This window comes from Oscillatoria sp. FACHB-1407, from assembly GCF_014697545.1.
Taxonomy (GTDB): Bacteria; Cyanobacteriota; Cyanobacteriia; order Elainellales; family Elainellaceae; genus FACHB-1407.
The window spans coordinates 155,013-179,131 of the sequence record NZ_JACJSA010000004.1 but is presented as its reverse complement, the minus strand read 5'-3'; the positions used below and the strand labels follow the sequence as shown (position 1 = coordinate 179,131).

General features: G+C 50.2%; 21 protein-coding genes. 10 read left to right on the top strand and 11 right to left on the bottom strand.

Annotation, left to right across the window (positions count from 1 at the left end; genetic code table 11):
* Nucleotides 1–157 precede the first annotated feature (157 nt).
* Nucleotides 158–391 carry a hypothetical protein gene (locus H6G89_RS08920; protein WP_190505107.1) on the top strand — a complete coding sequence of 78 codons (234 nt, stop codon included), beginning with the start codon at nucleotides 158–160 and terminating at the stop codon, nucleotides 389–391.
* A 316-nt stretch (nucleotides 392–707) separates the two neighbouring features.
* Here the strand turns inward: H6G89_RS08920 and H6G89_RS08915 are convergent, their stop codons facing one another.
* The gene (locus H6G89_RS08915) at nucleotides 708–1,532 is read right to left on the bottom strand and encodes a MerR family transcriptional regulator (RefSeq protein ID WP_190505105.1); all 825 of its coding nucleotides are present in this window, start codon (nucleotides 1,530–1,532) and stop codon (nucleotides 708–710) included.
* A gap of 352 nt (nucleotides 1,533–1,884) precedes the next feature.
* Here H6G89_RS08915 and H6G89_RS08910 point away from each other — a divergent pair, with 352 nt between their 5' ends.
* Nucleotides 1,885–3,168: a S41 family peptidase gene (locus H6G89_RS08910; protein ID WP_190505103.1), complete on the top strand. Its 1,284-nt coding sequence runs from the start codon at nucleotides 1,885–1,887 to the stop codon at nucleotides 3,166–3,168.
* A gap of 216 nt (nucleotides 3,169–3,384) precedes the next feature.
* Here the strand turns inward: H6G89_RS08910 and glgA are convergent, their stop codons facing one another.
* Complete coding sequence (glgA, locus tag H6G89_RS08905; RefSeq protein WP_190505101.1) at nucleotides 3,385–4,860, bottom strand: glycogen synthase GlgA; 1,476 nt, start codon at nucleotides 4,858–4,860, stop codon at nucleotides 3,385–3,387.
* Between the two features lie 194 nt (nucleotides 4,861–5,054).
* Between glgA and H6G89_RS08900 the strand changes: the two genes are divergently transcribed.
* Entirely contained in the window at nucleotides 5,055–5,525 is a 471-nt protein-coding gene (locus H6G89_RS08900) for a GNAT family N-acetyltransferase (protein ID WP_190505099.1), read from the top strand.
* A 269-nt stretch (nucleotides 5,526–5,794) separates the two neighbouring features.
* On the opposite strand, the gene H6G89_RS08895 is transcribed toward H6G89_RS08900, so the two are convergent.
* From H6G89_RS08895 to H6G89_RS08880, 4 genes are all read right to left on the bottom strand, one after another.
* Nucleotides 5,795–6,976, bottom strand: a complete 1,182-nt coding sequence (locus H6G89_RS08895; RefSeq protein ID WP_190505097.1) for a citrate synthase — start codon at nucleotides 6,974–6,976, stop codon at nucleotides 5,795–5,797.
* Between the two features lie 225 nt (nucleotides 6,977–7,201).
* A complete protein-coding gene (sixA, locus tag H6G89_RS08890) occupies nucleotides 7,202–7,696 on the bottom strand; it encodes a phosphohistidine phosphatase SixA (RefSeq protein ID WP_190505095.1) in 495 nt (164 codons plus the stop codon).
* A gap of 7 nt (nucleotides 7,697–7,703) precedes the next feature.
* The gene (locus tag H6G89_RS08885; RefSeq protein WP_190505093.1) at nucleotides 7,704–8,981 is read right to left on the bottom strand and encodes a DHH family phosphoesterase; all 1,278 of its coding nucleotides are present in this window, start codon (nucleotides 8,979–8,981) and stop codon (nucleotides 7,704–7,706) included.
* Nucleotides 8,982–9,330: 349 nt separating this feature from the next.
* Nucleotides 9,331–9,828, bottom strand: a complete 498-nt coding sequence (locus H6G89_RS08880; RefSeq protein WP_190505091.1) for an HNH endonuclease — start codon at nucleotides 9,826–9,828, stop codon at nucleotides 9,331–9,333.
* A gap of 142 nt (nucleotides 9,829–9,970) precedes the next feature.
* Between H6G89_RS08880 and alr the strand changes: the two genes are divergently transcribed.
* Nucleotides 9,971–11,182 carry an alanine racemase gene (alr, locus tag H6G89_RS08875; RefSeq protein WP_190505484.1) on the top strand — a complete coding sequence of 404 codons (1,212 nt, stop codon included), beginning with the start codon at nucleotides 9,971–9,973 and terminating at the stop codon, nucleotides 11,180–11,182.
* Between the two features lie 199 nt (nucleotides 11,183–11,381).
* A complete protein-coding gene (locus H6G89_RS08870; RefSeq protein ID WP_190505089.1) occupies nucleotides 11,382–12,569 on the top strand; it encodes a patatin-like phospholipase family protein in 1,188 nt (395 codons plus the stop codon).
* Between the two features lie 43 nt (nucleotides 12,570–12,612).
* On the opposite strand, the gene H6G89_RS08865 is transcribed toward H6G89_RS08870, so the two are convergent.
* The 5 genes from H6G89_RS08865 to H6G89_RS08845 form a co-directional block, all read right to left on the bottom strand.
* Nucleotides 12,613–13,662 carry a tetratricopeptide repeat protein gene (locus tag H6G89_RS08865; protein ID WP_190505086.1) on the bottom strand — a complete coding sequence of 350 codons (1,050 nt, stop codon included), beginning with the start codon at nucleotides 13,660–13,662 and terminating at the stop codon, nucleotides 12,613–12,615.
* Nucleotides 13,663–13,785: 123 nt separating this feature from the next.
* The gene (locus H6G89_RS08860) at nucleotides 13,786–14,424 is read right to left on the bottom strand and encodes a DNA-3-methyladenine glycosylase family protein (RefSeq protein ID WP_190505084.1); all 639 of its coding nucleotides are present in this window, start codon (nucleotides 14,422–14,424) and stop codon (nucleotides 13,786–13,788) included.
* Between the two features lie 4 nt (nucleotides 14,425–14,428).
* On the bottom strand, nucleotides 14,429–15,169 hold the full coding sequence (locus tag H6G89_RS08855; protein WP_190505082.1) for a 2OG-Fe(II) oxygenase: 741 nt from the start codon (nucleotides 15,167–15,169) through the stop codon (nucleotides 14,429–14,431).
* A gap of 320 nt (nucleotides 15,170–15,489) precedes the next feature.
* Nucleotides 15,490–16,587 (bottom strand): bifunctional DNA-binding transcriptional regulator/O6-methylguanine-DNA methyltransferase Ada, encoded by a 1,098-nt coding sequence (ada, locus tag H6G89_RS08850; protein ID WP_190505080.1) that lies wholly within the window; start codon nucleotides 16,585–16,587, stop codon nucleotides 15,490–15,492.
* 59 nt (nucleotides 16,588–16,646) lie between these two features.
* Entirely contained in the window at nucleotides 16,647–17,063 is a 417-nt protein-coding gene (locus H6G89_RS08845; RefSeq protein WP_190505078.1) for a hypothetical protein, read from the bottom strand.
* 432 nt (nucleotides 17,064–17,495) lie between these two features.
* Here H6G89_RS08845 and H6G89_RS08840 point away from each other — a divergent pair, with 432 nt between their 5' ends.
* The 5 genes from H6G89_RS08840 to H6G89_RS08820 all read left to right on the top strand — a co-directional run bounded on the left by H6G89_RS08840 (nucleotide 17,496) and on the right by H6G89_RS08820 (nucleotide 24,028).
* Nucleotides 17,496–18,701: a sigma-70 family RNA polymerase sigma factor gene (locus H6G89_RS08840; RefSeq protein WP_190505076.1), complete on the top strand. Its 1,206-nt coding sequence runs from the start codon at nucleotides 17,496–17,498 to the stop codon at nucleotides 18,699–18,701.
* Entirely contained in the window at nucleotides 18,698–19,903 is a 1,206-nt protein-coding gene (locus H6G89_RS08835) for a DUF1822 family protein (RefSeq protein ID WP_190505073.1), read from the top strand. Before H6G89_RS08840 ends, H6G89_RS08835 begins: the two co-directional genes overlap by 4 nt.
* 13 nt (nucleotides 19,904–19,916) lie before the next feature.
* Nucleotides 19,917–22,307 carry a CHASE2 domain-containing protein gene (locus tag H6G89_RS08830; protein WP_190505071.1) on the top strand — a complete coding sequence of 797 codons (2,391 nt, stop codon included), beginning with the start codon at nucleotides 19,917–19,919 and terminating at the stop codon, nucleotides 22,305–22,307.
* A 51-nt stretch (nucleotides 22,308–22,358) separates the two neighbouring features.
* Complete coding sequence (locus tag H6G89_RS08825) at nucleotides 22,359–23,117, top strand: Uma2 family endonuclease (protein WP_190505069.1); 759 nt, start codon at nucleotides 22,359–22,361, stop codon at nucleotides 23,115–23,117.
* 173 nt (nucleotides 23,118–23,290) lie between these two features.
* Nucleotides 23,291–24,028 carry a DUF928 domain-containing protein gene (locus H6G89_RS08820; protein ID WP_190505067.1) on the top strand — a complete coding sequence of 246 codons (738 nt, stop codon included), beginning with the start codon at nucleotides 23,291–23,293 and terminating at the stop codon, nucleotides 24,026–24,028.
* The last annotated feature ends 91 nt before the right edge of the window (nucleotides 24,029–24,119 follow it).

Here is a 24,119-nt window from a genome sequence, read left to right as displayed (position 1 = left end):
TTTCTTCCTACGGCTATCATTTTAACGGCTTATTCTTGGAGTCACACACGAAAACCGTACTCAGTCATAATTTCAGACAGCTACACGGACAAGCTCAGGCACGATTGCAGGCAAGTGTTTTGGAAACTAAAGATAGTTGTAGTTCAGCCAAACAATCATGAAATCTTCTACTTTCAATCTTGTCTTCTTAACAGTCGTCAGTATTACTCTTCTTTCGGGTGGTACTGCTCTCTGGCTTGCTGGACAAGTAAATCCAACCGACCCCCAGAAAGGAATGCTCGACACAACGCAAAATACTTGGTTAATGGGAACTGGCGCTATTTTTGGTTTGCTTGGTGGGCGTTCTTCTTCTGAATCCACCAAGCCCGAACTGGAGGATCAGTCAGAGTAATGAGAAGTATCGAATACTTGCTTCGATTCTGTACTAGTGGGTCACTTGGCATGGGCATCGCCATTATCGAAAAGACAAACAGTCGGATCAGCGTTTGTCGAGTGATCGCAGAATGGCTACGTTCGAGGCAAATAACCCACTAGTTCTACCAATAGCGCCGTATAACAATTCGCTTGGAGCGGACTGTCAAAAGATCTTGGTGTTGAGTTCAAGGGTACTGGCAGCCGCTCAAGCGAACCGTTGGACTGCTACGGCGCTCAAATTCCCTCAAAGCAAAGCAAGGCTTCAGTAGCTTTATCTGTTGAACTAGCCTGTCCTACAAATCTACCTTAGCCACCGGAAACTGAATCTCAATCATTACATCGTCCATTCGATCTCCAACGAACTTGTGGTAGACCTCCCGAAAGGGACCCGTTATCTCGTAACCATTCCCTTCAATCCAACTGAGTACAGCTTGATAACCTTGCATAAAATCCTTCATGCGACCTTGATGGACAACTGAGGCAACTTCAACTTGAGGCAGTTGGTGTACTTTGATCCGCTCACTTTCCAGCATTGGCTCTTTGAGTAGCACTGCTGCTTCCACATCTTCATTTGTAGTTGTATCAACTGGGGTGTACCAGATCGCTATTCCGCAGCCTGTCGGGTCAGTGCGATGCTCTTTGGTGTAGGCATACACTTCTTGAAATGCTTCTGGTAATCCAATCGGATAATTTAAGTTTTCACTGATAATGATGCGTCGTCCGGCGACAAGCACAGGTTCGACTGTCTTAAGCACAACATCATACTTTGGCATTTTTCCCTCCTGCTCAATTGATCTGAGTCGCTCTTCTACTCGTGCTAACTGCGCTTGCATTTCCTGCATCTGATCGGCAAGTTGCGCGTGCCGAAATCTCAACATGCCACGAATTTCGTTGGCACTCACATCTTCCTCTAATATTCGTGCGATTTGATTAAGGGACAAGCCTAAATCCTTAAGCGCCAAAATGCGATTGAGGCGTGGCAATTGCTCAATCGAGTAATAGCGATAGCTGGTAAAGTGGTCAACATGGACAGGGCGCAGCAAACCCAGCTTGTCGTAGTATCGTAACGTTTGGACTGCTACTTGGCTGATCCGTGAGAAGTATCCGATCCGTAGCATAGTGTTTCTGTACAGATAGACTCAGTAAAAGCGTTCATTGCAAGCCTAAAGTCTGTTGTAGGGAGAGAGTCAAGGAGGTTTAATGCAAGATTTTTACAAGGGGTGGGATACAGGTGTAGCAAACATAGGTTAGTCCGTGTATGACTCCTCCACAAATAGCAGCCCAACAATCCCGCTGCACCGGAACTATGTCAACTTATCGGAGAGATGCAAAGGTTACCTGCGTTCGGTGAGACAATTTTTTAGATTTTTGGCAAGATTTTAAGATTGATTAAGAGCAAGAATGAGTTCTCAGCAAGGGACATTCAGTTCAATATGTGTTCTGATACTAGGCAGAGTTCCGAGGATTTGAATGCAGCCCTTGAATCTGATCCGCCACGTCCACCTCGTTGCGATCGCGTTAGTGAGTGCTTTAGTTCTACTTTTTTGGGGTGGGAGCGCTCACACTCTATCCACCATAGGACAATCTCATCCTGATACCTTTGAGCAAGTTTGGCAAACTGTCAATGACAACTTTTTTGATCCAAACTTTAACGGCATAAGCTGGCAGGACATCCATGAGAAGTATAGACCTCAAGCAAGCCAAACCCGATCGAAAGCTGAGTTGACAGAGGTCATTAATCAGATGCTTGCCGAATTGCGAACTTCACATACTCATTTCTATACTTCGGATGAACCGGAGTATTATCAAATCCTGGGTATTTTTCTACCGAGAAATCCTGAGTTACAACAGCAACTTGAAAATAGGTTGCCTAATGGAAAACCTCAATACAGCGGCATTGGTATTTTCACCAAACAGCAGAATGGAGGTACCTTCATTAGTGCAGTTCTCGATGGCAGTCCCGCATCGGAGGCAGGACTGTTGGTAGGCGATCGTTTGCTGGGCATTGAAGGTCAACCCTTTCACCCAATTCAGTCATTTGCTGGCAAAGCGAATCAGCCTGTTAAACTGCTGGCTCAACGATCTCCAACTTCAAGCAGTCAACATGAAGTTACGGTCGTGCCTAACATGCTTGATGGCACGACAATGTTTTTGGATGCGATGAAAGCAAGCGTTCAGGTTGTTGAGCAAGCAGGGCGAAAAATTGGCTATATCCATCTCTGGTCTTATGCAGGTGAACAGTTTCAGAAACAACTTGAAGCCGAACTATTCTACGGTCGTTTGAAAGATGTAGATAGCTTTGTTCTCGATTTGAGGGAAGGGTGGGGCGGGGCTTCTGCGTCCTATCTCAATCTGTACACGTCTCGGAATATCAGACTCACTGGAACTGCCCGAAACCGGACACCATCCACCTCTAGTTCCGCTTGGAGTAAACCTGTGGTGATGCTAGTCAATGAAAATAGTCGAAGTGGTAAAGAAATTCTTGCCTATGGATTTCGCAAATATGGGATTGGTCCTGTTGTCGGTGCTAGGACGGCGGGTGCAGTTGTTCAAGGAAACTTGTTTGCCATGAATGATGGCAGTGTCTTATATTTGGCAATCGCGGATGTGCATCTAGATGAAAATCAACGAATAGAGGGAGTTGGAGTGAAGCCAGACATTGAAGTTCCATTCTCACTGGACTATGCTCAAGGCTCAGATCCTCAAAAGGAACGGGCGATCGCGGTTGCTCTAGAAGCTGTGAATCGGCAGTAAGGGCTACACAACAACCCGACTGGAGCGGACTGTTGGAGGATCTTGGTGGTGTTGCAAAGGTTACTTGCAGCTGCTCAGCCGGAACGTTATGTTGCTTAGACACGTGTGAGGTAAAACGGTAGTTTCTTTAGAGTATGTTAGCGATCGCACAACACTCAAAACGCGATCGCTGAGAAGTCGAAGTTTTCCCAAAAACTCCGACTTCTGTAAGTCAGACTATTTGTAATAGCGGATCATGTCATAAATCTCCAGGTATTCCTTACCAGGATAATTCCAGGAATAATCGTAATTCATGCCTTGAACAACGAGTTTTTGAAACTCCTCCGGTTCGTTGTACCACAGTGCGATCGCCCGATCCATGGCCGATTCGATCGCCCCGTAATCAGTGTCATAAAACACATAGCCGTTGCGTTGTTCGGGCAAATGGTCCTGGTCATAGTCGCGATCGAACACCGTATTCACCAGACCGCCCACACCCCGAACGATCGGCACCGTTCCATACTTCAGCCCGATCATCTGGGTCAGTCCGCAAGGCTCATAATTACTGGGCACTACAATCATGTCTGCCCCCGCATAAATCAGGTGCGATAACTCCTCATTGAAGCCCAATTCTAAATGCACATCGGGGTTGTCATTGAGGAAAGCTTTTTCGTGTTGGAAGTGGGCATTAATTCCCGCTTCAGTGGCAGAACCGAGTAATACAAATTGGGCGTTTTTCTTCAAGGCGTGGTAGATCGCGTGATGTACCAGATGAACCCCTTTTTGCTCATCTAAACGACCAATGAAACAAATAATCGGTTTGTCTACATCCTGAAGTAAGAGGCGATCGCGCAATGCCTTTTTATTCTTGGCTTTACCCTCTAAATCATCTTTAGTAAATGTGTGAGGAATGTAGCGATCGACTTCGGGATTCCAGATATCGTAATCAATGCCGTTTAACACCCCTCGAAACTTATCTTGATGCAAATGCAAGGTATGTCCCAAACCGTAGCCAATATCAGTATGTTGAGCTTCCCAGGCATGGTGCGGAGACACCGTGGTGACGTAGTTAGAATAAACAATTCCCCCTTTCATGTAGTTCAACGCAAAAGGGTTAAAGTTATCACGCAAACGACTGTAATCAAAGAAATAAGCTTCGCGATTTAATCCGGTTGCCCACAGGGTTTGGGGTCCACCAATGCCCTGATGTTTGAAGTTATGAATGGTGTAACAAACGCGCTGTAACCCCATGTCATATTTGTAGTTCTCAAACAACATGACGGGCACCAATCCCGTCTGCCAATCGTGGCAATGGATGACATCCGGACGCTTGTTACTCTTCTGCAAAAACTCCAGAGCCGCTTTGCTGAAGAACGCAAACCGCATATTGTCGTCGTCGCAGCCATAATAACAACCACGATTGAAATAGTTATCGGGGGAATGGGGTTCAATAAAGAAACACAACCTCCCATGCACCCAGCCACAGTAAACCGAGCAGTGAATTGCCCCACCATACCAAGGCACCCACAACTCGCGATAAGCATCGTGCAGACCCCAAATGTGGTCATACCGCATACAGTCATATTTAGGCAGGATGATCTCGACGGTATTCCCACGAGTTTCTAGCTCTCGGCTCAACCCGTAAACGACATCCCCCAAACCACCAGCTTTAATGACAGGAGCGCATTCGGAGGCAATCTGCACAATGTACATCTTTATTCCCCAGTGAATCGAAAATGGTTTTTCTTAACTTCACAAAAGTATATAGTTTTTGGGGAAAGACGCAACCCACTGAAGGGGGAAGAGGGAGTGGGGAGTAGGCGAGGAGAATAAAGCTCAGAGGCTCTACACAGGCATGGGAGTGGGCAAGGGAGTGGGGAGATGGAATTTAATGCAGGGAGTCTTCTATGAACATCCGAGTGGCTCAACAAGACGATATCGAGACGCTGTTTGAGATTAGAACAGGCGTTAGCGAGAATCACCAATCCCGCGAAGAGATTGCTGAATTGGGCATTACTCCAGAATCAGTTGCCAGAATGCTAGAAACCGATTGTTGCGCGTGGATTGCTGAAAATGGCGACACTCCTATGGGCTTTGCGATCGCCAACGCCACCGAAAAAACAATATTCGGTCTATTTGTCCTTCCTGGGTTTGAGGGGCAAGGGACGGGACGTGCCTTGATGCAAGCGGCGGAAGATTGGTTGTGGTCAAAGGGCATTGAGGAGATTTGGCTGGTGACAGGCAACGACCCCAGTTTGAGAGCCTACGGCTTCTATCTTCACCTCGGTTGGACGACGGCAGGGGTTGAAGTGGACGGAGCCTTCCGGGGAGAGATGAAATTTATCAAAAAACGCCCTTATAGTCGCAGCCACATTTGATGGGGCGGAGGCGAGTCAGGAAGCTCTCCCAGAATCAGGGTTTGGTCATTACCTTTGTCCTAAGCTTTCCGACCAAAGCTAAAAAAACAAAAACCCTCAAACAAATTGCCTGAGGGTTGGAGTTCCTGAAAATCGTCACTACATGAATCATGGCAAGCCACAAGCGAAATCACAAGGGGGGTGTGACCCATCAGTAAGGGTAAAAAATGAACGCTAAAGGATGAAAGTTACACTTGAACCTTTATCCTTCATCCTTTAGCGTTCATGCCTTACTTGGCTATCAACTCCGCCATAAACGCTTTGTCGTTAGCGGAACGGCGTTCTTGAATAGGAACGTAGGGTTCGTTGTGGGTGCCTGTGTAGATCTGGGTTGGGCGGAAGATCCGGTTTTCTGCCAGTTGCTCTTTCCAGTGGGCAAGCCAGCCTGCAACGCGGGCGATCGCAAACACAGGAGTAAACAAATCGGTAGGAATGCCCAATTTACGGTAAACCAGGCCCGAATAGAAATCTACGTTGGGGTAAATTCCTTTGTGTCCCAGCCTTTCTTCGACGGCTCGTTCTAGCTCAACCGCAATATCGTAATAACTATCTCGTCCACTCTTTTCAAACAGCTTTTCTGCCAATTCTTGCAGGATCGTGGCGCGGGGGTCTTTGACCTTGTAGACCCGATGCCCAAACCCCATAATTTTGGCTTTGCGCTCCAGGCAGCGATCGAGGTAGGGGCGCACATTTTCAACCGAGCCGATTTCCTCCAACATGGTGATCACTTCTTCGTTGGCTCCACCATGGAGAGGCCCGGCTAACGTCCCAACAGCAGACGCAATCACCGCATAGGGGTCAGTCAGCGTCGAGGCAGTCACCATCGCAGAAAAGGTAGAAGCGTTGATGGTATGCTCGGCGTGCAACGTTAAGCAAACGTCAAAAATGTGAGCCGCCAGGGGATCAGGTTCCCGCTCATTCAGCATGTAGAGGAAATTAGCGGAGTAGTCGAGATCGTCACGCGGCTGGACTGGATCGTTTCCTTTCCGCATCAGTTGAAAGGCAGCCACCATCGTAGGAATCTTAGCCAAGAGGCGCACAACAGCAGCTCGAATGTAAGCAGGATCATCTAATGCCCGACGAGAATAAAACAACCCTAGAGCAGCAGCACATGCCTGGAGAGCATCCATCGGGTGACCACTCTCAGGGAAACACTTCATCATGTCGCGAATCCGATATTTCAGCCGCCGATGGTATTGGATCTCATGCTTGAAGTCGGCTAGTTCTGTTTCTGTCGGCAGTTCGCCCCAGATGAGTAGGTAGGAGACTTCCACAAAAGAACTCATTTTGGCGAGGTCTTCGATGCGGATGCCGCGATATTCCAGAATGCCTTTCTGACCATCAACATAGCTAATACTGGATTGCGTGGCGGGAATGCCTTCCAGCCCTGGCTTATACTCGCAAACCGTCATAATTCACCGTGTGCCTAAAATAGACTTATATGATACATTGCCATACTCATCCTCGCAGGTTTGTCTATTTGAAAGCAGTTCTGTAATTCTTCTACACCCCTTCTAGACCTCTCTGGGTTGTTCTCTAAGAGGAGATATTTGTGAGCGCAGGGGTGAAGGATTCGGCAGAGAAGCCCTCAAAATCAACTCCGACAGGGTTATCCGAGCTATCCAAAGGCTTTGACCCTACAGCAAAAATTTAGGAGGGGTGAGCCAGAAAAGGCAACTGCGCCCAACGGGGGAGCCTGTTTCCGGAAGAGTTAAGCCGATCACGCCTGCCTTTTTGAGGACAAGCTGATGCTTGGGTTCTCCCCAAACGAGTCTCTCTGCCCACTCACTCAGGTTAGGTTCGTGACCAACGATCGCCAACTGATTTTTCTCGGTGTGCTGCCACTGGTCGAGCCAGGTCAACCAGTGGTCAAAGTCTCCACCAGGGGCGAGGTCGGCTGATGCCTCCAGGCGATCGCTTAGCCCCCGACTCTGCAAAATCTCAGCCGTCTGGCGGGCACGGGTGAGTGGGCTAGTCAAGATCAGGTCAAACTGCAAGTCTAGCTCCCGCAATCGCTTTGCGATCTTATGGGTTCTGCGGTGTCCTTCTTCGGTCAGGGGGCGTTCGTCGTCATTGGGATAGCTGCCATGCTCACCAGCCAGCCCATGACGAATGATGTAAAGTTCAGCCATGTTGGGGTCAGTCGGTGCGAATTACACCATTTTCAGGATTGACCAAGCGCAATAGTTTTTGCTTGATCTGTGCGTCAAAGACTTCCCATTTTAACCTGGTATACTCCTGACTTTCGTTAAAACCAGACAAAAAACCCATGGGGATCTCGAAACCGCCTGCCATCGATCGCCCACCGCCAAAGAAACGTCCCTGCGTGTCTTGCCCAAACGCCTCTTTGATAAATTCATCGGGGTCGAGTGTCAGCTTACTGGTGCGGAGGGAACCGATGACGATTTCCAGGTCTTCATCCTCATCGTGAACGATGCCATAGACCACAGCCGTATGGACGTTTTCCTCTGTCACGAGGAAGTCAGCCGCCTGGGGAATGGCGTCCCGGTCGTCATACCGTAGGTAGCCTACGCCAGCGATCGAGAAGTTGTTTTGCAAGATCCGATTCCGCAGCGATCGCTCAATTACATCCATGACTCGGCGCGATCGCGACGCTTGCAACACCGAGTTGAGCAACTGACTGTCATAGAAGCGACTGAGGTAAGCCGCCGCTAAAAAGTCCTCCTCTTGTGCCTGCATCAAACGGTTGGTGTCAGAGCGAATGCCATGCATCAGAGCCGTTGCACACTTGACATGCTCCCCGTTGCTGCTGTCTAGTTTGAGCAGCCCGCCCTGTAGGTATTGGGTAAAGATGGTGGCGGTAGCACGGGTTTGGGAGCGAATGTCATGGAATTCGGACTTCAGTTCCCCCTGCATGGTGTGGTGGTCGATCACAACGGTGATGGGGATGGCACTGTGTTCCAACAAAGGCAGGAGTTGGGTCGTGGTGCCCTGGTTGTCGATAAAGGCACAGCCCTGATAGACCGACAAATCTTTTTCTTTTGCGGTTTGGATATTCCACCGCTGGATGGGGATGCCCATCAGCTTGACCAACGCAATATTTTCCTGGTGGCTCAGCGCGCCCGCGTAAACGATGTCGCAGCGAATATCAAACTGTTGGGCGATTAGCTTATATGCCCAGGCACAGGAGAGTGCATCTGGATCGGGGAAGTCTTGCAGCACGGCGAGATGGCGATCGCCCCGATGCCCCTCTAAAACTCGCCGCAGTTCATCCACCTTCTGCTCTGTAAGACGGCGTGCCTGGGGTGTCGTATGTCCCCAATCTACCCGGGTAGCTGGAGCATCAAGCTCCACAGCATTGACAACTTTAACCTCTGAGCCGGAACCTAACGATGCAGGTTCCGTCAAGACAGGCAGACTCTCAATCGATTTAGACTTTAGTGAATTGGGTTGCATACGAAAATAATCAAGTGTTAAAAGCTCAGGTGAACTCTGCTTGTTATGGGGCACGCCTAGAGACTAGCCGTGTCGCTGGATGTCTTACCTCTTGATCTTTGCAAAAAAAGAAGGAATTAACACCCTATCTATAGATTCAGATCTATCCCATGTGTAGACCTGGGTATGAGATGAGTAGCCTTGAATAGCAACTGATGTAGCGGCTAAGCGTTTACTCGAGTAGCGACAAAGGTTAGGAACTCAAGACGTGCTTTCATCAGAATCAAGCCACCGTTGACCGAATGGTCACACGTTTTACAGGCAATACACGACAGGAAGCGTGACGCCGTTGTTAAACCAGTGAGGCAGGTCAGATGCCAATGACGTATTTCTGCCATTCCTGATGGACACCACTTTTGATGTGTTTCGTGACCTCAAAGTACAACCCGCTGTGAGGGCGATGAGGTGGATGACGTAAGAGCATATTTGCCTCTTTAGGGGTGCGGCTACCCTTTTTGACATTACAACGGACACACGCCGTGACGATGTTTTCCCAGGAATCGCCTCCCCCACGCGATCGCGGAATAACGTGATCGAGCGTCAAGTCATCTCCAGAGTAGCCACAGTACTGACAAGAATGACCATCCCGATGAAGGATATTACGACGAGTGAGGGGAATTTCTTTGTAGGGCACCCGGACATAATGACGCAGACGAATCACCGAGGGCAGAGGCAGTTTGCCATAGACGAGCTTACCATTGTGCTCAACCTGTTCTGCCTTCCCTTTGATCAGCAACACGACCGCTCTTCGCCAACTCGTGATATTGAGCGGTTCGTAGGAGGCGTTTAACACCAGAACCTTGCCCATCGATGGCTGATTGAGAAGAATTGTTTCATCGATAGTAACATAGTTGGCACGAAGTCTAACGGGTTGTTTAGATAAACACCCGAAATCGTGGGGATGTGATTGACCTGTTAAGTGGTGTGTGTGGTGGAGGAGTGATGTGGTTATGTTGAGTTGGGAACATACGCCGAGCCTGACCCCAATGCAGCGCGATCGCGCCTGGGTTGAGATCGACCGGGCGGCGTTGGCTCACAATGTGCGGCAGTTGAAGCAGTGGCTATCCCCTAAAACCGACCTGATGGCGGTAGTCAAAGCGGATGCCTATGGTCATGGGGCTGTGACAATTGCTCAGACAGCTTTGCAGCATGGGGCGACCTGGCTGGGGGTGGCGACCATTCCAGAGGGGATCGAACTACGAGAAGCTGGAATTCAAGCCCCCATTCTGCTGTTAGGAGCCGCGAACACGGCAGAGCAGGTCAGGGCGATCGCCCAATGGCACCTGCAACCGACCCTTTGTACCGCCAAGCAAGTCCTGGTCTTCTCCGAGGCACTAGACGAGCTATCCCTGCCACCATTACCCGTTCACCTCAAAATTGACACGGGCATGTCTCGCTTAGGTGCCCCCTGGCAGGAAGCTGCCGAGTTTGCCCAACGGGTACAGCGCGCCCCTCACCTCCGCATTGCCAGTCTTTACTCCCATCTGGCAACCGCTGATGATCCCGACCCGACCATCATGCAGTTGCAGCACCACCGCTTTCAAGAGGCGATCGCCCAGGTTCGAGCAGTTGGCATTAAGCCACCTCGTCTGCATCTCGCCAATTCCGCTGCAACGTTGGCTGATCCCAAATTGCACTACGACATGGTGCGGGTGGGCTTGGGCTTATACGGCTTGCATCCGGCTCCTCATCTGACCTCAACCGTTGCGCTGCGCCCGGTGCTGCAAGTCAAGGCACGGGTGACCCAGGTCAAGGCGATCGCCGCAGGCACAGGAGTCAGTTATGGCTACAAGTTCATCGCCGATCGCGACTTGCTGCTGGCTGTCGTGGGGATTGGCTACGCCGACGGAGTGCCCCGCAATCTGTCGAACCGTCTGGAGGTTTTGATCCGAGGGCAACGAGTCCGCCAAATTGGTGCAATCACAATGGATCAACTGATGCTCGATGTCAGTGCCATCCCTGATTTGCAGGTGGGTGAGGTTGTGACGTTGTTAGGGCAGGATGGAAACGATTACCTCTCTGCCGATGATTGGGCAACCAGCCTCAACACAATTTCCTGGGAGATTCTCTGTGGCTTTAAGCATCGTCTACCCCGGTTGACCGTAAATCAGGAAAAGAGAGAAAAGAGTGAAACCGGGGAAAGGGTGAAGGATAAAGGGTAAAGGATAAAGGGTAAAGGGTAAAGGGTAAAGGATGGGGCGATCGCCACTTGACCTAACTTGACCTACTTTTCCTTTCTTTTAGTCTTTCTTGTCACTATTCCTTATTAAGAGAGTTGACAAGTTTACAGTTTAATGGGGAGCCTGTGAGATGCTCTAGGAGGTGCAATTGTTCTAGAGTTTGAGCTACTGGAGGGGTTACATGGCAGATTGGAGTTTTGAGCAAGTTTTAAAGGAACCTGGCTTACGCATCACTCCTGACGAAAAGGCAGAGATTCTGACTCGTATGCCACCTCCTTCATCTCAAGATAACCAAATTTACATTGATGGCGTGTTTGAAGGGGGCGGAGTTCGAGGCATTGCGTTTTTAGGGGCGTTGCGGTGTTGTGCAGATCTGGGGTTTCGCTGGCGCAAGTTGGCGGGAACCTCGGCAGGTGCCATTACGGCAGCGTTTGTGGCGGCTGACTTTCAGATCGATGATCTGGAGCAGGTTGTGGGTGGCATGGATTTCATGCAATTTCTCACGAAAAAAACGAGTTGGCTGATTCTCAATGGCAATCCGGCAGATGACCTGCGATCGCCCGTGCAAATGATGCTGTTTCTCTTGCTGGCTCGTAAGTTGGGGCAATATTCCTCAGAGCCATTTCGGGCATGGCTCGACAGCAATTTGAAACGACGCGGGTTAGCTACCTTTGCGGATATCAAAGCCAACCCCAGTGGCTTAGAACTCAAGGTCGTGATCTCAGACATCAGCAAGGGTGAAATGTTGGTGCTCCCTGATGACCTAGTGTATTCCGATTCGGACGATCCCCAAAAGCGATCGCTGCAACAGCAACTCAAGCTTAAGACTCCCGATGACTTTCCCATTGCTGAAGCAGTACGCCTGTCGATGAGCATTCCTCTCTTTTTTGAACCGGGGGAATTGGGCGATCGCAAACGTAAGATTGTGGACGGTGGCATTCTCAGCAACTTTCCGCTGTGGCTCTACGATGTGCCCCCCCCTGATGTCAAAGGCTCCAACGGAGAGGCACCCAAAGTCAGTGTTAAGAAGTGTCCTCGCTGGCCCACGTTTGGTCTGCGGTTGGTTGAAGATAGCCTGAAGCAGTCAAACAATATCACGGGGCCCTTTGGTTTGTTAGGTGGCATGTTTAAAACGATGATGGTGGCACGCGATCGCTATCACTTGAACCAACGGGATGAAGGTCGCGTGATCAACATCGATGTCACTGCGGCTAAAGTCACCGCGACTGAATTTGACCTCTCAAATGATAAAAAGAATATTCTCTATCGGCAGGGATATCTCACCACCAAGCGATTCTTTTTAGAGAAATGGAACTGGAATGAGCACTTGCGGATGCGAGGATTTGATCCAAACGATCTGATGCCTTAATCCCAGCACAACCGGAGATGAGGAAGCCAGATGGCTATAGCTCTTAAACATTGACAACATTGGGTGCATCGGGCATCGCCTTAAACAAGTTCCCTAAGACTCGTTCATAACAACGCATCGCGGCTTTGCGGTGTCCTAACCGTTCGTGAAGTTTGCCGAGATTATGAAACGTCTCGTCGATCGCCACTTGATCCCCTAATAGCTGAAATATCGCTAGAGCTTGCTCTTCGTGAGCGAGCGCAGATAGGTACAACCCGTCTCGCTCATAAATAGCCGCTACAGTATGCAGGTTAACCGCTTCTCGGTGTAAATCGTCCAGGCTCTTATAAGTTTCTAGCGATTCTTGCAGGTCGTTGGCAGAGGCATTCACAGCATTGAGGGGCAAGGCAATCGAACTGCCGTTTGGTAGATCTGGACTGTTTTGCATTGTGGTTTGTAGCATGGTTGTCAGAGTCGATGAAGGAATGGGTTGATGTAGTGACAACTCGTTATGAGTTACCGCCTCAACTGGGTCTACGATTTCTTGTAAAAGCTGTGAAGACAATTTGTAATATTGCTGGGCTTGATTCAATTGCCCTAAATCGGCATAAGTCATCGCCAGATTTTGCAGCGTTTGCCCCACTGCCAGGTAATCATCGGCTTCAGCAAACGCTTTGAGTGCGTGTTGATAAGCTACCAACGCCCAGGAGTGCCGCTCTAACTGTCGATAGATCAAACCAATATGGCTGGCACTCACACCCATACCTGCTATGTAGCAAGTGGCTTTACTCAGTTTGAACGCTTGTTGATAGTAATGAATGGCTTTGACAAACTCACGCTGCTGATATGCCATCAATCCCAAAATCAGAAGTATTTCTGTCATCCCCACTCCATCACCAATCGCCCGTCGCAAGACCAATGCTTGTTGAAACAGTCGTTCGGCTTCTGTCCAGCAGCGTTGTTCGTAATATTGCCAACCTTGTTTCTGCAAGCAGTCTGCCTCTACTCGACAGTTGCGGGTCAGCGTAAAACAAGGGCGGAAGGAACGCAGCAACACCGCCAGGGCGATCGCTGGAGCGTGGGTCAGCAGTGAAATCAAATGTTGGGGACACATGGCTAACTCTCCATTTGCGGAACACTCATACAGCTATATCTCTGATTGAGGAGGGAGTTATGCAACATTGCCCCAGAATTTTCAGGAAAAGCTCAATTATTTTTTGAAGAAATAATGCACCTATCACCGAGCGAGAAATCGGTAATAGTGCCAGAGTAGATGAGCCACTGCTCCACGATAGGGTTCCAACGGTTGAGTGAGGGACAGTAATTGCTGACGAGTGGGGCGATCGCTCAGGGATTTGAGCCGTTGATAGCCCACTTGAATTGCCAAGTCAGAAGCCGGAAAGCTGTTTAGACGCTGCAAACAAAACAGCAAGTACACATCTGCCGTCCAGACCCCAATCCCTTTGATTTGAGTCAGTTGCTCAATCACCTGCGAGTCAGGCAGTAGGGTTAGTTTCTCCAGGTTTAATTGGTCTGTCAAAATTGCCTCAGCTAACCGTTGACAGGTCGCGATCTTGGCTTGACTCAAGCCCACTTGTTTGAGGGTGACTTCTGGGCATTGCGCCAATTGAGCAGGGGTTAGCTCAATCTGTTGGGTCAACCGCCCAAAAATTGCTCGTGCCGCGTTTGATGACACCTGTTGTCCCACAATAATTCGCACCAGCGAGGGGAACCCAGGCAACCAACGACGAACCATGAGTGCGCCTGCCTCCGTCTCGATTTTGCGAAAGGTGCGATCGCGCTCACACACCATCTCTACTGCCTGTCTCAACTCAGGACTGGGCAGCACCAGATCATCAGGGAATGGTGATTGCATGGAGTTAAGCGGCATCGTGAAAGATAATTCCCAAACAAAATCGCCTTCCAGAATGCAACGCACTCACTCCATGTTTTAGAGTGGCCCGATAAAAGCCCTTTGTTCCCTGGACAGGACGATGATTCACTGCAAAGATCACCGCATCTCCTTGATGCAGATTGACCACATGCACCCGTGATTGAGAACGAGGCTTCTGCTCCGTCAGCACAAATTCACTACCCAAAAAGTCGCGCCCAGGTTCACTCAGAGCGATCGCCACCTGAAATGGAAAGGTTAGCTCGCCATACAGGTCTTGATGCAAACAGTTGTAGTCGCCTACCTCATACTTCAACAACAACGGCGTAGGTCGGATTTGACCTGCTTGATGACAAGTTTCTAAGAAGCGACCGAGTTGGTCAGGAAAACGAGTCTCAATTCCTAAAATGCTGTGCCATTGATTGGCTAGCGGCACTAATTGAGGGTAAACACTCTCCCGCAAGCTCTGAACCTGTGATGGCAACGGATACGCGAAATATTGATATTCTCCATGTCCAAACCGATATCGCTCCATCACAATCCGACTGCGAAACAAAGTGTCATCGCTGTAGGAATAAGCTAGTTGCTGGCATTCTGTTACGGTTAATAGCGAGTTGAGGGTTGCAAACCCCTGGCGATCGAGGGTTTGTAGAATCGTTAACCAGTCAATGGTGTTGACTCTCTGGGCGATCGATGAAGTATGTGTGGTTGGGTCATGAGGTAAAAGCATACTAATCTAAGTTTTGAAGGTTATACATAGGACCCCTTTCAACCTCTCCCTGCTAAGGCTCTTGTGCATACACATCTCTGCTTCTTCCAATTAGACACTCAGTTACTTCAATAAGTTTAAGAACCAAGCATTGGGGAATTCTCCCCCAAAACCCCGCTTGGGGGACGCCACTACCTCCCCCAAACCCCCTAGCAGAAGGTGTTTGAGTTACCCCAAGGACGCGCTTCGCATCGGTTCCAAGTAGGGGTACTTCTGGTCGGGTCAAGATCCTTAACAATAGGCGAACGGTGCTATACATGGGGTGTCCGTTGCTCAATTGATTAGAACAAGCTTGGCTGGTTGAGCGTACTTTCTTTGTCCAAAAGGGCTTGCTTGCGATCGCTCCCCCAGCGATAGCCCCGCAAACTGCCGTCGCTACCGACCACACGATGACAGGGAATCGCCACCGCAATGTGGTTGCTACCACAGGCGTTTGCCACAGCCCGCACCGATTTGGGTTTGCCAATACGTTGGGCTACTTCAGCGTAACTAACGGTTGTTCCTGGGGGAATGGTCTGTAAGGCTTGCCAAACTTGCTGCTGAAAGGCTGTTCCCTGAATATCGAGGGGCAAGTCAACCGTTTGTTGAGGGGTTTCGATTAATTGAATCACCTGCTCCACCCAGGTCTGAAACTCCGCGTTCCCTTCAGAAAATTGTGCTTTAGGAAAATCGGCTTGGAGCTGAGTCGTAAGGGTTTCTGGAGTGTCACCAAAGGCGATCGCACAAATCCCTTTTGGCGTTGCGGCAACCAGTACCCATCCCAACCAGCAGGGCTGCACTGTATAGCGAATATCGATGCCACTGGCTCCCTGTTGATAGTCGGAGGGGGTCATGCCTAACAAATCGGTGGACCGCTCATAAAAAGTGCTACTGGTTTCAAATCCAGCGTCGTAAATAGCTTGAGTCACGGTCGTATTCTCCTGTAACTGCTGTCGAACTCGCTTAGTGCGTTGGGCGATCGCATATTGCTTGGGCGTAATACCCACAATTTCCTTAAAGACACGATGAAAGTGATAAGGACTCAGCCCTACCATCTGTGCCATCTCGTCTAACGATGGCAACGTCTCAGATACTTCAATCTGCTTACAAACTTCCGCTATGCGTTCAACCTGTTGTTGTTGCGGAGAGGCTGAACGGGGACTACACCGCTTGCAGGGGCGAAACCCTGCTGTCTCTGCTGCATCACAACTTTCAAAAAACAACACATTCTCTCGTTTGGGTCGTCGGGATGAACAGGTGGGGCGACAATACACTCCGGTCGTTTTGACGGCATAGAAAAACGTGCCATCGGTGTTGGGAGATCGCTGGGCGATCGCTTCCCAGCGGTCTGACTCAGTCGCAAAAGAATTAAGTTTGCCCACAGTTGATAGAGTCATCATGGTTGTACTGCTGTTGTAAGTCTAATGGTTTAGCTGCAAAGCCTGCTGTCTATTGACTGCTAAGAGCGACTAATCACGGGGGAAATATCGCTGCGACGATGGGGAGCATTGACATAGGGAAAGGCTTTTGGGGGCAGTTGTGGATCAATTCCCGCTGAGATAGGTCGGTTGGTAACTCGTGTCATCAAAATGTCGTAAACGTTATCAGACAATGACCGACTGTTGACACCACCCATCGAAAAAGCTGCTGGAGTGCCGACTTGATAGGGCATTGCCACTGGAATAAAGTAAGTATCCGTGACCAGTTCAGCATAGGTCTGTGGATCAGCGATCGCACTGGTAGTAGCAACAACTTTGGTCAGATACTCAACTGCGTGTTCCCGCTCGTGGGCAGTCCAGTCAAACGGGTGAGCACTGTTAAAGGCATCAAATTCTCCAGGTTTCCGCAGGTGAATTGAAGTGGTGAGACATTGCAAATAACCCTAACGCTGCTTACAGGTCTATTCTCCAAAAGCAGTCATCCTGTAACTATCTATTTCTTGCGGTGTAATTTTATGAGCAATGCCTGCGGTGTAATTTTATGAGCGACGAATGAATTTGATATACCCTGAGAGGACGGGTTAGCGATCTTTTCAGGATCAGGAGGCTAAGGGTCAGGGGTTAAGAGCGTGTTAGACGCAAATGACTATCAACCATTGACCATTGACCATTGACCATCAACCATCAACCATTGACCATTGACCATCAACCATCAACCATCAACCATCAACCATTGACCATCAACCATCAACCATTGACCATTGACCATTGACCATTGACCATCAACCATTGACCATTGACCTATCACCATGCCACTATGCTTTTTCACAAATCAAATAGGATTGCTATAACTCCTACCCCTTTTTGGAATGCAGCCGCGAAAAACCCTACTTGACCTATTCTCAACCTTCGCCCAACTGACGGACGATCGCTTTAGTCGTTGGGTCACGGATGCGAAACTGCAACGCAGCTTTAAGAACCGCTTGCAACAGGCGGATAACGCTTCAGAGACGCTCGATTTTTTTTGGGTGCGATATTGGTATGAGCAGTGGTGCGCTCAGGCTAACGGCTTGGCTCAGGGGCATTTATCGGCTTATTTGCAAGAAACCTGTTATTGGGCAGCCCACAAAATCGTGGCGAATCGTGTGAATTTGCCCTACACACTGTCAGATTGTTTCCAAATGGCGATCGCCGACTTGCCCAATCTGTTGAGGGGATACAGTCCGGCTCAGGGAGCCAGTCTCAAGACCTACGCCAACATTAGCTTTAGCAATACGATTCGAGATGGATTGCGGCAGGGGCAAGAGATGAGTAGCCGCACCGATTGGGGATTGTTGCGGAAGGTGAGCCAGCGACAGTTAACGGAAGCTCTAGAAAGCGAAGGACTATCCGCCGAGAAAATTGCCAGTTATCGGTTGGCGTGGATCTGTTTCAAAACCTGTTATGCGCCTCGCGAAGCGGGAACTTCGCGCCGTTTGTCTCGCCCGGAACCATCTGATTGGGAAGCGATCGCCACCATTTACAACCAACAGCGATCGCGCCAACTGCCCGCAGAGGCACCAACCGCCACTCCAGAGTTAATCGAAACCTGGCTAAAACGTTCCGCTGCACGCCTTCGCGCCTACCTCAATCCCACAACCACGTCGCTCAACATCGCCAAATATGACGAAGTTGGATCAGGGGAAATTCTCGATGATTTGCCCGACTCCTCAAATGAGTCACCGATGACTGCAATGATTCTGGAAGAAAGCTTACAGGAACGCCAAACTCAGCGATCGCAAATCAACACAATGTTAACGGCAGCTTTAGACGCGTTAGATTCTGAAACCAAGGCATTGCTTGATTTATACTATCGGCAAAAATTAACGCAACAACAAATTGCAGCTCAGCTCGACATCAAGCAATACACCGTGTCTCGCCGACTGAGCAGTGCTCAAGAAAAATTGTTGCGATCGCTTGCCAAGTGGAGTCAGGAGACACTGCATATTACGCTAACGTCGCCCGTAGTCAAGCAGATGAGTATTTTGCTGGAGGAGTGGCTAGAGCACTTCTCTAAAGAAGGGGGAGAAGCATGACACTGTTATTTGATACATCAGCACTGTGGTTAGAGATTCCGGATGAGATTCATACTGCTTCCTGGCAGCAGAGCGAATCTATCGAGTTAGCAGGGAACCGTTGGCAGGCTTATTGCAATCAAATGAGTTTGCATACCGTTCTATCTTATTTACAGGAAGCCTTTGGGCAGGATGCGCCCCAAACCATTGATCCAGCTAACAATCCGCAATGCTGGAGTATGGTCAATGGCAGCGTTATCACCGTGGGGGAGACGCGGTTTGTCATCGTGCCCACTGAGGCCATGGATAAACGGGAATTTTGGGTGCCGCAGGAGTGGATCGATATTCCCAGTTGGATTGGAGACTATTACTTAGCAGTCGAGGTCAACCCAGACGATCGCCTGCTTCAGGTCTGGGGCTACACAACCCATGCCATGCTGAAATCACAAGGCGTTTATGACGAGAGCGATCGCGCTTATTGCCTGAATGGGAGTGACCTGATTCAAGATATTAAGGTACTTTGGGTGGTTCACGATTTAGGGTCTGAGCCAACTCGTGCTCCCGTGGCTGCATTGCCCCCACTGACAGCGGAACGGGCTGAGGCACTGATTCAGCAACTAGAAGGAGTGATTGTCCTTCCTCGACTAGAAGTGCCCTTTGTAGAGTGGGGAGCCTTACTGGGTGAACCTGATCGGTTGCAACAGCTTTGCCAACAACGAGAGCGTCATGCTAGTTCGGTGCAATCCTCTGTTTCGGTTGCTCCTGATGCACGAGTCACAGAATCACGAGTAACCCAGTTGAGCCGCTGGTTTCAGTCAATGGTCGAAACGGGATGGCAAACGGTTGAGGAGTTGCTGACGGCCCAACCCGAACTGGAGTTTAGCTTTAGAGCCGAGGCGATCGCAGACGATATAATTCGTCGGGTCAAGTGTCTGCGAGTTGGCACCGCAGAAACCACCGTTCTGCTGCTGGTGATGCTCCAGACAGAATCTGAGCAACAAATCAGCATTCGGGTGCGATTGTTGCCCACCATTCATCCTGTGTTACCGGCTCAGCTAACCCTGGCTCTGTGTTCAACCACAGGAGACGTTGTGCAATCGGTGCAAACCCGCGACCAAGATAACTCAATTCAGCTCAAGCGATTTCGCTGCCCACCGGGTATGCCATTTCGTCTAGCCGTATCGCTGGATGGCATCACTGTCTCAGAAGACTTTGTCAGTTGAGTAGGGGGCGATCGTGGCTGAGCTACTGGTACTGAATTTAGGCAGTGGCGACTGGCAGAAGGGTTGTCCCATGGTCGTTGCTCAACTGTGGCGATCGGATGGGTTTGCCCCGATGCAGTTCACGGGCAGCTTACCGGCATTGCCCCAACTTGGAACGCTCTATGCCCATTGGCAACAGCTTTATACCGCGTTGTACGCCTACAAGGGTTGGCGAAACCCATCCTTTGACATTGAAATCGACGAAGACGACATCACTCATATTTCGGAGGGGGAATTTCATCAGATTTGTCAGGACTTGCACCAATGTCTGAATACCTGGCTGACGGCTCCTTCTTTTTTGCCGTTAGAGCGACAACTTCGGACTCAGCTTAATCCCGCAAACGATATCCGCTGCATCATTACCGCTGAAAATCGTCAATTGCTGCGACTGCCCTGGTTTCAATGGCAATTTTTTGAAGACTACCCTAAAGCAGAACTGGCTCTCAGTCTGCCTGACTATACCCGCTCCGTCAAAACGGTGGCCCCTACATCCCGCTCTCGCGTCAAAATTTTGGCGATTTTAGGCGATTCACGCGGCATTCAGGTGAACCGCGATCGCCAGTTACTAGAACAATTGCCCAATACCGACCTGCACTTTTTGGTGGAACCCGATCGGGACGCCCTCAACCAGCAATTGTGGGAACCGGGGTGGGACATCCTCTTTTTTGCGGGGCACAGTTCGAGTGGAGAGCATGGGCAGATTCAAATTAACCCCACGGATAGCCTGACGCTGGAACAGTTGCGCTATGGCTTAAAGCAGGCGATCGCCGGTGGCTTGAGGCTAGCCGTGTTTAACTCCTGCGATGGCTTAGGACTCGCGTGGGATTTAGCAGATCTGCACATTCCACAGGTGATTGTCATGCGAGAACCTGTTCCCGATCGGGTCGCCCAGGAGTTTTTGAAGCATTTTCTCATTGCCTTTTCAGCGGGAGAATCCCTTTATCTGGCAGTGCGGCAAGCCCGTGAACGACTCCAGGGATTGGAAAGCGAGTTTCCCTGCGCTACCTGGTTGCCCGTGATTTGTCAAAATCCAGCCGAATTACCGCAAACCTGGCAGGAGTGGCAGGGTGAAGCTCCTAAACAGCCTGTGCGATCAACCTCTCGCTTATTTCCGCGTAAGGTTTCTACGGGTCGTGCTCCGCGTTGGCAAAATCTGGTGCAGACGGTGCTCACCAGTACCATTACCACCGCTTTGGTGATTGGGGTGCGATCGCTAGGTTTGCTGCAACCGTTGGAATTAGCAGCCTTTGATCAGTTGCTACGACTCAGACCAACTGAACCGCCCGACTCCCGGTTTCTGATCGTCACCATTAGTGAAGCAGACATTCAACGCCAGGACTCCGAACAGCGGCGCGGCTCTCTCTCGGATCAAGCCCTCAATCAGCTATTAGAGACGCTGGAACGGTATGAAGCCTCTGTGATTGGTCTGGATGTATACCGCGATTTTTCGGTGAGTTCTGACGAGCCTGGTTTGGCAGAGCGGTTGCGCCGCGATCGTCTCGTTGCCATTTGCAAGAGCAGCAATCCAGTGGATGACCCCACCGGAACGGCTCCCCCTCCAGAAGTGGTGCCTGATCAAGTTGGTTTCAGCGATTTTTTAGAAGACGCCGATGGGGTATTGCGGCGTCATCTGGTGGTTATGACTCCCGATCCCGATTCGCCCTGCACCACGCCCTATGCCTTTAATGCTCGGTTGGCATTCTTGTACTTGCAGCAGTCCGGCATCACACCTCAATTCACCCCAGAGGGCAATCTTCAACTCGGTGAGACGGTCTTTCCTCGACTGGTTGACCCAGCAGGAGGCTATCAAACCCTGGATGAACGGGGCAGCCAGCTTTTGCTCAATTACCGTTCGCTCTCCTCTCCTGGGGCGATCGCTCCTCAAGTCTCACTGACGGATGTGCTGTCGGGGCAAGTGAATCCGGATGCCATTCGCGATCGCATTGTCCTGATTGGGGTGACGGCTCCCGGAACAGGCGATTATTGGTTAACCCCTTACGGGTCTGGACCGACTCAACGGGTTCCGGGGGTGATGCTGCAAGCCCAAATGACTAGCCAGCTGATCAGCGCAGTGCTCGACAAACGCCCGATATTGACGACTTGGGCCTGGTGGCAGGATGGACTGTGGATTTTGGCATGGGCAGGCGTGGGCGGCAGTCTCATTATCTACGGACGACTATCTCGTTGGAGGAAACATCTCGCATCGCCTTTAGCTCAGCTAATAGCGGGTGGTGTTGCCTTGGGGGTGCTTACGGCTCTGAGTCTGATGTTACTAGTTCAGGGAGTTTGGGTTCCTCTCGTGCCAGGGGCGATCGCCGTTGTCCTGACTGGGGCGGTGACCCATTACCTCAAACCTAAAGCATGAATTGGGAAAGGCGATACAGTAGAGACAATTGGTTAAGGTGTTGCAAGTTCTATGTTTTCGGCAAAACCCTACGTTGAGCAAACTGATCCACCGCGATCGCCACGAGAAACACTACCGACCATGTATGATCTTCCGAGTGAAGATCCTAATGAACCTGGTTTGCCTGACGAATATCACTATCTCCAACCCCAACTCCTTAGTGCGACGTTTCGGCTGAGTGACTATGCGGCTGACCAGATTTTTACTGCTGGAGACTTAAACATTTACTATGACGTGCGCCATCCTCTATGGCACAAGCGTCCCGACTGGTTTGCTGTCGTGGGTGTGCCTCGGTTGTATGATCAGCAAGATTTGCGCCTCAGCTATGTCATGTGGCAAGAGGGGGTCAGTCCCAGCGTAGTTGTGGAACTGCTTTCACCGGGTACAGAAGCTGAAGATTTAGGCAGAACTGAACGAGAAACGGATTCCCGTCCACCCACCAAATGGCAAGTCTATGAGCAGATCCTGCGAGTGCCTTATTATGTGGTGTTCAACCGCTATACCGACGAACTGCAAGTCTTTACGCTGGTCTCTGGACAGTATGAAGCACTCGATTTGTCAGAGCCTCGAATCTGGATGCCCAGCCTCAAGATTGGTTTAGGGCTGTGGCAGGGTGAGCAACGCGGTATTACTCGCCAATGGTTGCGCTGGTATGATGCGGAGGGCAACTGGATTCCAACAGAAGCAGAACAAGCACAGCGACGAGCAGAAAGGTTGGCTGAACGGTTGCGATCGCTGGGGATTGATCCAGACGCGATCGATGAACTGTGATGTTTTAGTATTTTGCCGGAATCAAAAACTTTTCGATGAATACGAAAGTTTGAACCAGAGGGTGTAGTTAAATGTGAAGTTCATTAGCCCCCTTTTTAATTGTTCGGAGCGAATTTATGCCGTCCCCCCGGTTATTTCACCGACTCACCGCCGCAGTTTGGGCCCTCACCACCATGAGTCTTAGTCTCGGAATGGCTGCTCAACCCGTGTGGTCTCAATCCACTCCCTCCACGAGATCCACCCATCCCACCCGACTGATCTTTAATGCCCCTACCCCACCGGATTTTGGCAACCCCGATGGACGACAACGAGGAGGAGCCAGTCGAGGCCCCTGCCGCAACTACGAATCTCTAACGGCTGTCGTACCCATCACAAATGGCAAAGTTTGGGGATTGACGACCTCTGCTCATCCCACGCTTTGGTTTTATCTGCCCCATCCCCTCACGACTAATACAGAGGTTGAATTGACCGTCCAAGATAGTCGCGATCGCGATGTTTACAGCACCCGCTTTACCTCTCCGAATACGGCATCTGGCTTGATGGCGATCGCGATTCCCACGACTGCTAATGCCTTAGAAGTTAACCAGTCTTATCAATGGACTCTGGCTGTTTTTTGCGATCCGGCTCGTCCGTTTGCCTCTGTTTCAGTCAGTGGCACTCTTCAACGGGTGGCACTTAGCCCCACTCAGCAGACTCAGTTAACCTCTGCAACGCCCCTACAACGAGCCAATCTATATGCGGCTCAGGGCATTTGGTATGATGCGTTCAACACGTTGGCAATGCTACGTTCGACCGCAGCTAATCAACCGCAATTCACCACAAGCTGGACTGAGTTGTTGCGTCAGGGTAATCTGGAGCCGTTAGCGGCTCAACCGTTAACAAGCTGCTGCCTGCCCCGTCCCCCGCAATAAGTCTTGAATGAAACAAAGTCGTATCTTGCTTCAATTGCTTGGGTTCATCGCATGGACCCTAATTGGAGTGAGCTTGTCGTTGTTGCTGGTC